Source organism: Shewanella waksmanii, from assembly GCF_043643685.1.
GTDB classification, from domain to species: domain Bacteria; phylum Pseudomonadota; class Gammaproteobacteria; order Enterobacterales; family Shewanellaceae; genus Shewanella; species Shewanella waksmanii_A.
Genome location: NZ_JBHZSN010000012.1, coordinates 95,253 through 109,370, shown reverse-complemented (window position 1 = coordinate 109,370; position 14,118 = coordinate 95,253). Strand labels below are relative to the sequence as shown.

At 44.3% G+C, this 14,118-nt stretch carries 11 protein-coding genes; 1 reads left to right on the top strand and 10 read right to left on the bottom strand.

Annotated elements, in window-relative coordinates:
* The 5 genes from tpiA to rlmE form a co-directional block, all read right to left on the bottom strand.
* A complete protein-coding gene (gene tpiA, locus ACHUFW_RS17380; RefSeq protein ID WP_394204777.1) occupies positions 1-783 on the bottom strand; it encodes a triose-phosphate isomerase in 783 nt (260 codons plus the stop codon).
* 189 nt (positions 784-972) lie between these two features.
* Entirely contained in the window at positions 973-2,304 is a 1,332-nt protein-coding gene (gene glmM, locus ACHUFW_RS17375) for a phosphoglucosamine mutase (protein WP_394204775.1), read from the bottom strand.
* Between the two features lie 81 nt (positions 2,305-2,385).
* On the bottom strand, positions 2,386-3,171 hold the full coding sequence (gene folP / locus ACHUFW_RS17370) for a dihydropteroate synthase (RefSeq protein WP_394204858.1): 786 nt from the start codon (positions 3,169-3,171) through the stop codon (positions 2,386-2,388).
* Between the two features lie 129 nt (positions 3,172-3,300).
* A complete protein-coding gene (gene ftsH, locus ACHUFW_RS17365) occupies positions 3,301-5,268 on the bottom strand; it encodes an ATP-dependent zinc metalloprotease FtsH (RefSeq protein WP_394204774.1) in 1,968 nt (655 codons plus the stop codon).
* A gap of 70 nt (positions 5,269-5,338) precedes the next feature.
* Positions 5,339-5,968, bottom strand: coding sequence for a 23S rRNA (uridine(2552)-2'-O)-methyltransferase RlmE (rlmE, locus tag ACHUFW_RS17360; RefSeq protein WP_394204772.1), 630 nt, complete (start codon positions 5,966-5,968; stop codon positions 5,339-5,341).
* Between the two features lie 91 nt (positions 5,969-6,059).
* Between rlmE and yhbY the strand changes: the two genes are divergently transcribed.
* A complete protein-coding gene (gene yhbY, locus ACHUFW_RS17355; RefSeq protein ID WP_394204771.1) occupies positions 6,060-6,359 on the top strand; it encodes a ribosome assembly RNA-binding protein YhbY in 300 nt (99 codons plus the stop codon).
* A gap of 102 nt (positions 6,360-6,461) precedes the next feature.
* Here yhbY and secF read toward each other — a convergent pair whose 3' ends face one another.
* From secF to carB, 5 genes are all read right to left on the bottom strand, one after another.
* Positions 6,462-7,370 (bottom strand): protein translocase subunit SecF, encoded by a 909-nt coding sequence (gene secF, locus ACHUFW_RS17350; RefSeq protein WP_394204769.1) that lies wholly within the window; start codon positions 7,368-7,370, stop codon positions 6,462-6,464.
* Position 7,371: 1 nt separating this feature from the next.
* Positions 7,372-9,186: a protein translocase subunit SecD gene (secD, locus tag ACHUFW_RS17345; protein ID WP_394204857.1), complete on the bottom strand. Its 1,815-nt coding sequence runs from the start codon at positions 9,184-9,186 to the stop codon at positions 7,372-7,374.
* A 369-nt stretch (positions 9,187-9,555) separates the two neighbouring features.
* Positions 9,556-10,008, bottom strand: coding sequence for a hypothetical protein (locus tag ACHUFW_RS17340; protein WP_394204767.1), 453 nt, complete (start codon positions 10,006-10,008; stop codon positions 9,556-9,558).
* A 176-nt stretch (positions 10,009-10,184) separates the two neighbouring features.
* The gene (gene greA / locus ACHUFW_RS17335) at positions 10,185-10,661 is read right to left on the bottom strand and encodes a transcription elongation factor GreA (RefSeq protein ID WP_394204766.1); all 477 of its coding nucleotides are present in this window, start codon (positions 10,659-10,661) and stop codon (positions 10,185-10,187) included.
* A gap of 215 nt (positions 10,662-10,876) precedes the next feature.
* Positions 10,877-14,098, bottom strand: coding sequence for a carbamoyl-phosphate synthase large subunit (carB, locus tag ACHUFW_RS17330; protein ID WP_394204765.1), 3,222 nt, complete (start codon positions 14,096-14,098; stop codon positions 10,877-10,879).
* Between the last annotated feature and the right edge of the window lie 20 nt (positions 14,099-14,118).

Sequence of the window (14,118 nt, the reverse complement as noted above, 5' to 3'; positions counted from 1 at the left end):
TTATGCGCTCATTGCAATCGAACATAAACTTAAAAACTCGGTAGAGTTTAAGCTAGCACCGCCTATCAGTCCACCATCTACATCAGGTTGAGCAAATAGATCTGCTGCATTACTCGGTGTTACGCTACCACCGTACAAAATCCTGATATTTTCCCCAATAAATGGAGATACTTCAGAGAGGCGTTTGCGAATAAACGCATGAACTTCTTGTGCCTGCTCTGGCGTAGCGCTCTTACCTGTACCTACTGCCCATAACGGCTCATAGGCGATAATCGCGTTATCAAATGCCATGGTGCCATTTTTTTCAATGACCACGTCTAACTCTTCTGCAATCACTTCAAAAGTGCGTCGCGCTTCTCGAGCTGGACCAGACTCACCTACACATAAAATAGGGGTCAAACCATGTTTTTGTGCTGCTGCAAATTTCTCTGCAACAATATCACTTGTCTCACCGTACATGCGACGACGTTCAGAGTGCCCAATAATCACATATCGACAACCTGAGTCTTTCAACATCTGTCCAGAGATCTCTCCGGTGTAGGCTCCGAAATCATGTTGACTCAAATTTTGAGCCCCCATTCTAACAAGACAACCATTTAAGGCTTCTTTGTTAGCATCGAGCTGTTGACGCACGCTTTCTAGATAAATACTAGGCGGACACAAGACAACTTCTGCTGAATCATTCTGTAGCTTGGTAGCGAACTTCTTAAATAGCTCCTGCGCAAGTGGCGCATTGCCATTCATTTTCCAGTTACCAGCCACCATAGGACGTCTAAGTGCCATCACGGTCTCCTCTGAAAGCGGCGTGAATAATAGCGAACCGCTTGAAAACTTACAATACCCTAAGGACGAATTTTTCCGATAAAGCGTCGGAACGTCTACTTTTTATTCTTAATTTGTGCAAGCAAACATTGAATCATCAAAAGGCAGTTACTCATTTGCGCTATCTGAGCAACTGCCCTGCACAAAACCTTATACTAAATCACGAACGGCATCGGCAATCATATTAGCGTGCTCAATCACCTCTGATTCAGACTCTCCCTCTACCATAACTCTTAGCAAAGGTTCAGTACCGGATTTTCTAAGTAATACTCGGCCTTTACTTCCCAGCGCCGATTCTACTTCGGCTTTAGCAACCAATACACTCTCAGCGGTTAACGGATCGTTACTGCCCTCAAAGCGCACGTTAACCAATACTTGTGGTAGCATTTTTAACGACTCGGTTAACTCTTCTAATGTAGCATTTTGGCGTCTCATTGCGGCTAGCACCAAAATACCAGCAACAATACCATCACCAGTGGTGCCATGATCTAAATTAAGAATATGACCCGAGTTCTCGCCGCCAATGCGCCAACCGTTCTCTTTAAGTAACTCCATTACATAGCGGTCGCCAACTTTAGAACGTAGGAAGGGGATGTCTCTTTGTTGCAGTGCAAGTTCCAATCCTAGATTAGACATCTGCGTGCCAACCACGCCGCCTTTTAACACGCCACGCTTTTGAGCATCGCAGGCCAAGATATATAAAATTTCGTCACCATCAATCACTTTACCGTGACGGTTAACCATCATGATCCGGTCACCATCACCGTCGAGGGCAATACCCAAATCTGCTTTAGTGCTGATCACAGTCTCTCGAATTTTACCCATCGAGGTAGCACCAACTTCATGATTAATATTAATACCATCAGGTTGGTCACCGATTGCTATGACTTCTGCACCTAGTTCCCTAAATACACTAGGTGCAATGTGGTAGGTCGCACCATGGGCACAGTCAACGACGATTTTTAGTCCATGAAGTGTATGCTCTGCAGGAAAGTTGCCTTTGCAATATTCAATATAACGCCCGGGTGCATCATCGATACGTGACACTTTACCAAGTAAGTGCGACTCCACACACTCTAACGGCTTTTCTAACTCAGCCTCGATTTCCAACTCTACGCTATCAGGAAGTTTACTGCCGTCGGTAAAAAAGAACTTGATGCCATTATCATAATAAGGGTTATGGGATGCGCTGATAACCACCCCCGCCTCAGCTCTAAAAGTACGGGTTAAATACGCAACTGCTGGGGTAGGCATTGGCCCCATTAACATCACATTAAGCCCAGCAGCAGATAAACCAGCTTCCATAGCTGACTCAAACAAGTAGCCAGAAATTCGAGTGTCTTTACCAATAATCACCTTCTTGGTACCAGATCGCGAAAGTACTCTTCCTGCTGCCCACCCTAGTTTGAGTGCAAGCTCAGGTGTCATTTTGCCGGCCCCTACTTTTCCGCGAATACCATCTGTTCCAAAAAATTTTCTCACTACCTTTACCTCTATTAAAGCTGGTCCATTTGAGATATGGGTTAACTTTGTCAATTTTGTATCGACGCTATATTACGATAACTAAATGCTATGGTAATTGCGCGTTGCATCCATGATTCTGAGCATCTCAACAGTAGATTTTACGTTGTGTACTCTTAAAATATGCGCGCCTTTTTGCACTGCTATCATTGCAGCGACGACACTGCCGTTATCACGCTCAAGCACGTCGCACTGTAACAAGGTGCCTATCATACTCTTTCTTGATAAACCAATCAGCAAAGGCGCTGACAACACGTTAAATCTATCTAGCTGCGCTAATAATTGATAATTATGTGACAAGGTTTTACCAAAGCCGAAACCTGGATCGATAATAATATTATGCGGTTTTATTCCCGCTGCTATCGCCGCATCAATGCGCTGTTTAAAAAATAAGATAATATCATCAACCACATCTTGATATTGCGGCTGATCTTGCATGGTTTTCGGCTGACCTTGCATATGCATCAAACATACTGGTACGTCGAGTTTAGCTGCCACTTGCAAAGCATTAGGTTGCTGCAGTGCGCAAACATCATTAATCAGATGGGCACCAGCTGCAATTGCTTGCGCCATCACCTCAGCCTTACTGGTATCGACTGAGATCCATACATCATGATGCTCTACCACATACTTAACTAAAGGTATAACGCGCTGAAGTTCTTCTTCAACCGATACAGGTTCGGCTCCAGGACGGGTTGACTCACCACCGATATCAATAATGGTCGCGCCTTGATTGACCATTTCATCCGCATGCTGACATGCTAGCTCAAAGCTAGAAAATTGACCGCCATCTGAAAAAGAATCTGGGGTGACATTCAATATCCCCATCACCTGTGGCGCAGTAAGATCCAATTGCTTATCTTTACTATAAATCTTCAAAAATTTAGCCTTTACTCAAAATGCTAAAACAAGAAAACCCCTTACGGGGCTTTCAATTAAAACTAACGCTACAGCAACTTATTTAGCTGTAGATTCATCAGCGTCATTTAGATCTGGCTTAACCTCTGCAGTTTTATCTGCATCAGATGAAGCTTCGGCTTGTTCAGTCGCTTTCTCTACCTTGCCACCACTACCGTTATTAGAATCTGAGCCATTGTCATCCATGTTCCAATCAGCTGGCGCACGAACCTCACGACGCTCCATCAGATCTTCAATTTGGTTGGCATCGATGGTCTCATATTTCATCAATGCATCCTTCATGGCATGTAAGATATCCATATTATCGGTTAAGAACTTGTGCGCGCGGTTATAGTTCTCATCGATAAGATGTTTAACCTCTAAATCGATAATTGACGCGGTTTCATCAGACATATGCTTAGCTTTTGCCATGCTACGCCCAAGGAATACTTCACCTTCATCTTCGGCATACAATACCGGGCCAAGTTTTTCAGAAAAGCCCCATTGAGTCACCATGTTACGGGCTATCGATGTGGCGTACTTAATGTCTTGTGATGCCCCGGTTGAGACTTGCTCGCTACCGTAGATCAGATCTTCAGCAATACGGCCACCATAGGCTACTGAGATTTGACTCTCAAGTTTTCTTCGGCTTTGGCTAATTGCGTCAGCTTCAGGCAGGAAGAAGGTCACACCTAACGCTCGACCACGAGGAATGATAGTGACTTTATGCACAGGGTCGTGTTCAGGCACTAAACAGCCAACGATAGCATGACCCGCTTCATGATAAGCGGTCATCTCTTTTTCATCCTCAGACATCACCATGGTACGGCGCTCAGCACCCATCATGATCTTGTCTTTGGCGCTTTCAAACTCTTCCATACCGACAACACGGCGGTTGCCACGTGCAGCAAATAATGCTGCTTCGTTAACAAGGTTTGCTAAGTCAGCACCAGAAAAACCAGGCGTACCACGAGCAATGACACTCGCTTTAACATCCTCTGCTAGCGGTACCTTACGCATATGCACTTTCAGGATCTGTTCACGGCCACGAACATCAGGTAGGCCTACTACTACCTGACGGTCAAAACGACCTGGACGAAGTAGTGCCGCATCAAGTACGTCTGGGCGGTTAGTCGCTGCGATAACAATAATACCTTCGTTACCTTCGAAACCATCCATCTCTACAAGCATTTGGTTAAGTGTTTGCTCACGCTCATCGTGGCCGCCACCTACACCAGCACCACGTTGGCGACCTACAGCGTCGATTTCATCAATAAAGATAATACAAGGCGCAGATTTTTTAGCTTGCTCGAACATGTCACGTACACGCGATGCACCAACACCCACGAACATCTCAACAAAATCAGAACCCGAAATAGTAAAGAACGGCACTTTAGCTTCACCAGCAATCGCTTTCGCTAGCAAGGTTTTACCTGTACCTGGTGGGCCTACAAGCAAAACGCCCGTTGGAATACGTCCACCTAGTTTCTGGAATTTAGTCGGTTCTTTTAGATAATCTACCAACTCTTTTACGTCTTCTTTGGCTTCGTCACAACCCGCAACATCGCCAAAGGTTGTTTTGATCTGGTCTTCGCTCATCAATTTGGCTTTACTTTTACCAAATGACATCGCGCCTTTACCGCCGCCACCTTGCATCTGGCGCATAAAGAAGATCCACACACCAATAAGCAGTAGCATCGGGAACCAAGAAATGAATATCTGCGTCAGGAATCCAGACTCTTCAGCTTCTTGACCTTTCATGGTCACACCTTTGCGATCAAGATCATTAATCAGATCTTGGTCATACATCGGCATGATAGTTGTGAATTTTTCACCGGTGCGCTTGGTACCTTCAATAGTACGTTGATCGCTTAGCACCTCAACGCTATTAATCTGTCCGGAGCGAACATCATCCAAAAACGTTGAATAATCCATCTTCGACGATGTCGACGATGAGGGGGAATAACCCTGAAAAACTGACATCAACACTACGGCGATGACAACCCAGAGAATTAAATTTTTAGCCATATCACTCAAAATTACTCGACCTCTTTTAAAGTCTTTCGAAAACTGATGTTAGAGTACTAGCGATAGATTACTATAACTTGTACCCAGTAGCCACAAGATAGACCTCACGCGAACGGGGTCGCGAAGAATCTGGCTTACGTGTTTTAACGGTTTTGAATGCCTCTTTCACTGCCTTCATGTATTCATCGAAGCCCTCCCCCTGAAAGACTTTGACAGCAAAACACCCGTTAGGTGCTAAAACTTGATGACACATGTCCAATGCCAGCTCAACCAAATACATAGCGCGAGGCTGATCAACTCCACCGGTACCACTCATATTAGGTGCCATATCAGAAAGCACAACATCGACTTTAGCATCACCTACTCTTTGAAGTAAGGCATCGAGCACTTTATCTTCCCTAAAGTCACCTTGAAGGAAATCAACACCAACAATTGGATCCATTGGTAAAATATCACACGCAATCACTTTACCACTATCACCGGCTAACTTTACTGCGACTTGCGACCACCCACCAGGAGCAGCTCCCAAATCGACCACTGTCATACCGGGTCGAATCAATTTATCTTTTTGTTGAATTTCTTCTAATTTGAACGCGGCTCGCGAACGAAGTCCCCGTTTTTGCGATAACTTAACATAATGATCATCAAAATGTTCCTGCATCCAGCGGGAAGAACTCGCTGTTCGTTTTTTACCTGACATTTAAATTCCGCAACAAATATGAGTTACACAAAGCCTATATAAGGGTAGAATAGCGGTTTTTCAACAGTAACTCAGCATAAAGTTGGTATAAATGAATTTAACAACCAAACAAAAACAGCACTTAAAGGGCTTGGCACATAACTTAAAGCCTGTTGTACAGCTTGGTTCTAACGGTCTGACTGAAGGTGTACTGGCTGAAATAGATAATGCACTTTCACACCATGAATTGATCAAAGTGAAAGTAGCCTCTGGTGACAGAGAGTTAAAAAATGCAATCGTTGATGCCATTATACGTGAGACTCAAGCTGCAAAAGTACAGCTAATTGGCCATGTACTCGTACTTTTCCGTCATTCGGAAGAGATGAAAATTGCACTACCTAAAGCAAAATAAATTAACATCTGTAGCTTTAGACAATAAAGCGATTGATGCAAGATAGATAAAAAGAGCCGCTGTTTACACAGCGGCTCTTTTTTTGACTTTTAGCTGTATAAATTAAGGCGCGTCGCTAATCGGCTCAACTTTATAGTGCTCAGCACTTACCTTTAAGTACTCTGGCAAACAGGTTCCAATCGAAATTGATGAAAGTGTGCCTATCATAATGCCGAGGAACATCGCGATTGAAAAACCTTGTAATGGCGTACCCCCCATATTCCATAGCGCTGCTACGGTAAATAGGGTTGTGCCGCTGGTCACCATCGTGCGAGAAAACGTGGCCTTCACTGCACGACTACAAATCTCATCTATAGCCATCTTGGGTTTTGCGATTAACACTTCCCTTATCCTATCCGCAATCACGATTGAGTCATTGAGTGAGTAACCTAAAATCGCCAATACTGCCGCTAAAATAGTTAGATTAAACTCCATCTGCGTTAACGAGAAAAATGCCAGTACAAAAATAACGTCATGAAATAGTGCCAATAAAGCACCACTCGCCAGACGCCATTCAAAGCGAAAACTCAAATAACCTAAAATACACAACATCGCAGTCAATAGCGCAAGCCCACCTTGTTCAGCTAGTTCTTTACCGATTTGTGGGCCAACAATACTCGAATTAAGCACCTCAACGTTATCCGTTAATGGCGCCAGTACAAACCGAATATCAGCCGATGCGGCACTATCGACTTTAGCGTATCTAAGCACCCAACGCCCTGGCTCTCCCGCCGAAATCACGCTCACTTCTTGAGCTGAATCTTTACCAAGTACCTGACTTATTTGCGCCGCTTTAATATTTGGATCTAACTTGACCTCAGTAACAATGCCACCAGTAAAATCAAGACCCCAATTAAAACCATTGACCACAATAACAGTAATCGATGCCAGCATGATCAGTAATGAAAACACACTAGACAGGTAACGTGCTTTAGTTAATTTGCTTAAACTACTTATCTTATTAAGTTTCATATTACACCTTCACGTTGCGACTAAAGTTACGACCATAAGCCCAGTTGATCAGGGCTCTTGAGGCAAATATTCCAGTAAACATACTGGTCAATAGACCAAGCCCTAAGGTCAAGGCAAAACCTTGAATAGGCCCATTACCAATAGAGTAAAGTACAACTGCGGTGATCATCGTGGTGAAATTAGCATCAACAATGGTTGACAACGCACTGTCAAAACCTCTGTCGATGGCATGGGCGAAACTTCTGCCCTCTTTGAGCTTATCTTTAATTCGCTCAAAGATAAGTACATTGGTATCTACTGCCATGCCAACTGTAAGCACTAACCCAGCTATACCAGGCAAAGTTAAAACAGCACCGGGAATCAATGCCATTAAGCCAAAAATTAAAATCATATTGGCTATGAGTGCCACATTTGCAACCCATCCAAGACGACGATACCAGAGTCCCATAAATAGCAAGGTCGCCCCCATGCCTAATGCCAGTGCTGAAAACCCATTAGTTATATTTTCTTCACCTAAACTCGGTCCAATAGTGCGCTCTTCAACTATGGTGACAGGCGCAGTCATCGAGCCAGCTCGCAGTAACAGCGCTAATTGCTGTGCCTGTGCATAATTACCTGTGCCCGTAATGCTAAAGCGGTTACTCAATTGCGATTGAATCGTGGCGACACTGATGACCTCAGTACTCTGCCTGATTCGGCCATATTCATCACGGCTATATTCACTGTAAGAAGTCGCCATTGGTTTACCAATGTTGTCACGAGAAAAATCCGACATCATCGAACCACCTTCCCTATCAAGGTGAATTACCACTTCTGGCAAGCCCATTTCACCAAGACTCGCTCTAGCATCGACAATATGCTCGCCACCTAAAACAGGCCGTCTCTCAACATAAACTGGTTGGCCGCGCTCATCTATTAATGTTTGCGCATTGACGGAACCAGGTTGCTTAACTTGATAAAAGGCTAAGCTAGCAGTCGCGCCTATTACTGATTTAGCAGCTGCAGGGTCTTGCACGCCAGGTAGTTCAATACGAATACGGTGCTCACCTTGGCGCTGCACAACAGCTTCCGTAATACCAAGTTGCTCAATGCGACTGCGCATGATTTGCAGATTTTGCTTTACCGTCAAATCACGAATATTGAGCTTCTCTGTTTCCGATAAGGCCACTTGTAATGATTTATCTCCTGTACTAGATAATCGCCAATTCGGATACTGCTTGCTGATGAACTCACGAATGGCCGCGCGCTGTGTACGATCGGCTACCTGGATCTGCACCCCACCATCAACTTGCTGTTTTACGGTCACGCCAAATAGCGAGTCTTGACGTACTAATTGCCTAACCGCTTCGACAAAAGCAGTGTTATGCGATTGATAAACAGGCTCAATCTCAACATCCAATAAAAACTGCACTCCACCGCGTAGATCGAGTCCAAGCTTGATTGGGGTAAAACCAAGAGACAACAACCAATTCGGCGCAGCTGGTGTCAAGGTTAATGTCAAATTAGCAGGATCTCTTACCTGCTGACTTAGTAGAGTTTTAAGCTGTGTCTGTTGAGTATTGTCAGCAAGAATAACCGTTGTTTTTCCATTGCTTTGATCGATTCGTTTTATATCTATGCCATGGGATATTGATAACTGATGCAGCTTCAATGGACTAAGGCGAAGCTCAGCTTCCGGTGCAATTTGCACAGCAGCATCCTCGCCGAAAAATGTAGGTAGTGCACTAAATAACATGACGGTAATAGTGACCACTAACAGCACATACTTCCAAGCTGAGTAATGGTTTAAAATGGTTGGTTGTTTTTTCTCTCTCATAGGTCGCTCTTCACTGAATATGCGATAATAAACGGCCACAGTAATGCGGGGGACTCCCGCCATTAAAGGCTGTTCTTTGTTCGATACCGAGCGCGCTAGTTTATGTACCAGCCAAAGTACTACCGACTTTTAAAGTAGCTGGTAAATGGTAACCGACAAACACCTAAGTTATGGCGTTACATTTCTCAGCCACTAGCTAAAAGGAATTAACTAGTAAATTGCACTTAGAGTCGATGAATTAAGCCGATGGTTTTATTCATTGCTAAAAATAAGCTCAAAGCCAAGCTCATGGTTAGGCTGAAACTAGACCATTCTCGGTATCGGTATTGTTTTGAAATGAAATGTGATAAACCCTAAGGTTTATCGATACTAGGTTCTAGATTGAGAGAAGCGATATAACAAGTTGGATTCTTTCCAGGCAGCAAGCCGGTATGCACAACTATTTACGTGCAATACCCAATCAGCTGTGGGTTTAACATCGATTCGATAACCGATAGCTAAAGAAGGAATGGGTGGTGATGAAAACTCAAATGCCAGCAAATATTGTGGCCGACTTTGCTGTGGTTCATGTTGTGAAAAACTAATGAAACGCTGTGAAACAGCGTGAATAAACTCAGACTCATTACCATTTGATTGTTTGGCAGGGAACTCGTTTAGCGTCGCAGGTAACTCTGTTGAAGCGAGATCTGTTGACGCCAAAAGATTTACACTCTGACTGAGTGGTTGAAACCCAGTATTGGCTACTATCTGCTGTTGAGTTTGGTTCTGTTCAGACGCTGCCGCATGCATAGGTGATAGGAAAAATCCCCCTACGAACAACATAGCTAATCCAAAACGCCAAAATAACTGCACTCGAGCCCTATTCAATCTGCTTTTTTGTAAAAGCTATACTAAACCTAGATGGTAAGCGTTACCAATAGTTAATTTGCTTTTTTACTAAATTAAACAAAAAAACCGCTAAGAAGCGGTTTTTTGTCATCACCTAAGCCTTATACCGATTAAATATATTCCACTTTGGTAATTTCAAAATCAGTGGTACCACCCGGTGTCACAATTGAGATTTCATCATCTAAATTCTTACCAATTAACCCACGAGCAATCGGTGAACTTACAGACAATAAGTTCTCTTTAATATTGGCTTCATCATCGCCTACAATACGGTATGTGACTTCTTCTTCGGTATCGATGTTTAAGATAGTAACCGTTGCACCGAAAATCACCCGGCCATTATTTTCCATGGTAGTCACATCGATAATTTGCGCATGAGACAATTTACCTTCGATATCACGTACTCTAGCCTCGGCTAAACCTTGCTCTTCACGTGCGGCATGATACTCAGCATTTTCTTTCAAATCACCTAGTTCACGGGCAATACCAATTGCTTCTGCAATTTTAGGGCGCTTTTCAAACTTTAGATAATCGAGCTCTTTGCGTAGCTGCTCTGCTCCGATCACAGTCATTGGGACTTTATTCATCTGCTTTTTCGTCTCCGTTAAAACAAAAGCATCCTCCACCGGTAAATATCACTAAAACCAGTCGGGAAAAAATTCTTGGGATAGCCCTATTCTATACACAGATCTATCACTTGGCTATCTTATCACTGCAGCGCAGATTAGATTTGTCGATCTTAGCCAATAGCAACAACAAAAAAAGGCCGCTTAATGCGGCCTTTTGATGTCAGCAAAGCAGCTTACTTTGCTACGCGTAAATGTAATTCTTGAACAGAACTAACATTAGAGCGGTCGTCTGCAGCATGAGCCATACAGGTGGCAAATGCGGCATTAAGCGTAGTGGTATAGTTCACTTTATAACGCAATGCACCGCGGCGTAGCTGACGCGAGTCTTCAATCGCTTTACGGCCTTCAGTGGTATTAACGATATAGGTGTACTCGCCATTCTTGATACGGTCAAGAATATGCGGACGACCTTCGTGAACCTTGTTCACCAAGCGAGGATTAATACCCGCTTCACCTAAGATAATCGCAGTACCATGAGTCGCATCAATTTCGTAACCTAGCTCAATCAGTTTAGCAGCCAGCTCTGCAACACGCGCCTTATCACTGTTACGAACCGACAGCAATGCACGGCCAGATTTAGGTACTTCAGAGGTCGCACCTAACTGCGCTTTAGCATAGGCTTCAGCAAAGGTATCACCTACGCCCATCACCTCACCGGTAGAGCGCATTTCTGGGCCAAGCAGTGGGTCAACACCAGGGAACTTATTAAACGGTAATACCACCTCTTTAACTGAGTAGAATGGTGGAATCACTTCTTGGGTAAAGTTTTGTGACGCAAGACTTTGACCAGCCATAACACGTGCAGCAATCTTCGCTAATGGTACACCGGTTGCTTTAGAGACAAACGGCACGGTACGAGCAGCACGGGGATTAACTTCAATCATATAGATTTCGTTATTCTTAACCGCAAACTGAACGTTCATCAAACCAACAACACCAAGCTCCATCGCCAACTTACCGACTTGCTCGCGCATACGGTTTTGAATATCTTGGCTCAAGCTATATGGAGGCAATGAACAACCCGAGTCACCTGAGTGAACACCCGCTTGCTCAATGTGTTCCATAATCGAACCCACAACGACAGTGTCACCATCGCACACAGCATCAATGTCAACTTCGATAGCGTTATCTAGGAAGTGATCCAACAATACTGGTGAAGCATTAGACACACTAACTGCTTCATTGAAGTAGCGGCGTAAGTCTTGCTCGTCGTATACGATTTCCATTGCACGGCCACCCAATACATAAGATGGGCGAACAACTAATGGATATCCAATACGCTCAGCTGAAATAACCGCACCCTCAACGGTTGTCACCGTATCGTTTTCAGGCTGCTTCATACCTAAACGTTCAATCGCTTGTTGGAAACGCTCACGGTCTTCAGCACGGTCAATAGCATCTGGGCTAGTACCAATAATTGGCACGCCAGCCGCTTCTAGATCACGAGCAAGTTTAAGTGGGGTTTGACCACCGTAGTGAACAATCACACCTTTTGGTTTTTCAAGGTGAACAATTTCAAGCACATCTTCAAAGGTCACAGGCTCGAAATATAGACGGTCTGAAGTGTCATAGTCAGTAGAAACCGTTTCAGGGTTACAGTTAACCATGATGGTTTCATAACCATCTTCACGTAGCGCTAATGCCGCGTGAACACAGCAGTAATCAAACTCAATACCTTGACCAATACGGTTTGGGCCACCACCTAATACCATGATCTTGTCATTGGTTGATGGGTTAGCTTCGCACTCTTCTTCATAAGTAGAGTACATATAAGCAGTGTCAGTTGAGAACTCTGCCGCACACGTATCTACGCGCTTGTACACTGGGTGAATATCGAAACGGGCACGTAATTTACGTACTTCTGTTTCACTCACACCCGCCAATGCTGCTAGACGTGCATCAGCAAAACCTTTACGTTTTAGTTGGCGTAATGTGGCTTCATTCAAGCCCGCCAACCCAGCTTCAGCCACTTGGGCTTCGCTCTTTAACAGGTCTTCTAATTGCACAAGGAACCAAGGGTCAATATTGGTTAGTCCAAATACATCTTCAATAGAAAGCCCTGCACGGAATGCATCAGCAATGTACCAGATACGGTCTGCACCAGGCTCTTTTAACTCATGACGGATACGGGTTAATGCTTCTGAATCGGCCAAATCAATATGTGGGCACAAACCATGTTTGCCAACTTCCAAACCGCGCAATGCTTTTTGAAGCGACTCTTGGAACGTACGACCAATGGCCATCACTTCACCCACAGACTTCATCTGTGTAGTTAGGCGGTCATTCGCACCGGCAAACTTTTCAAAGTTAAAGCGAGGAACCTTAGTCACGACATAGTCGATAGCAGGTTCAAACGATGCAGGTGTTGCACCGCCAGTAATGTCGTTGCTTAACTCATCAAGCGTGAAACCAACTGCAAGCTTGGCTGCAATTTTCGCAATTGGGAAACCCGTCGCTTTAGACGCAAGTGCAGAAGAGCGCGATACACGTGGGTTCATCTCGATGATAACCATACGGCCGTTCTTCGGGTTAATACCGAACTGAACGTTAGAACCACCGGTTTCAACGCCAATTTCACGCAAAACAGCAAGCGATGCATTACGCATCAATTGATATTCTTTATCGGTTAGCGTCTGTGCAGGCGCAACGGTAATTGAGTCACCAGTATGCACACCCATTGGATCGAAGTTCTCAATTGAACACACGATAATACAGTTATCGTTGCGGTCACGAACCACTTCCATTTCATACTCTTTCCAACCAATTAGCGACTCATCAATCAGTAGCTCATTGGTAGGTGAAAGCTCAAGACCTTGAGAACAGATGTCTTCAAACTCTTCTTTGTTATAGGCGATACCACCGCCGCTACCACCCATGGTAAAAGATGGGCGGATAATACAAGGGAAGCCAACTTCCTCAAGTACCGCATAAGCATCTTCCATAGAGTGAGCAATACCTGCACGTGGACACTCTAGGCCAATAGACTTCATGGCTTTATCGAAACGGCTGCGATCTTCAGCTTTATCAATCGCATCAGCAGTTGCACCGATCATGTCAACATTAAACTCTTTTAGTACACCACGGCTTTCAAGCTCAAGGGCACAGTTCAATGCGGTTTGTCCACCCATAGTCGGCAAAATTGCGTCAGGGCGTTCTTTTTCAATAATGTTACGGACCACTTCCCAGTGAATTGGCTCGATATAGGTCGCATCGGCCATTTCAGGGTCAGTCATAATAGTTGCAGGGTTAGAGTTAACAAGAATAACTCGATAACCTTCTTCGCGCAGCGCTTTACAGGCTTGTGCGCCTGAGTAGTCAAACTCACAGGCTTGACCAATCACAATTGGTCCAGCACCTAGGATAAGAATACTCTTAATATCAGTACGTTTTGGCATTGCTTAAATCTTCTCCCGGA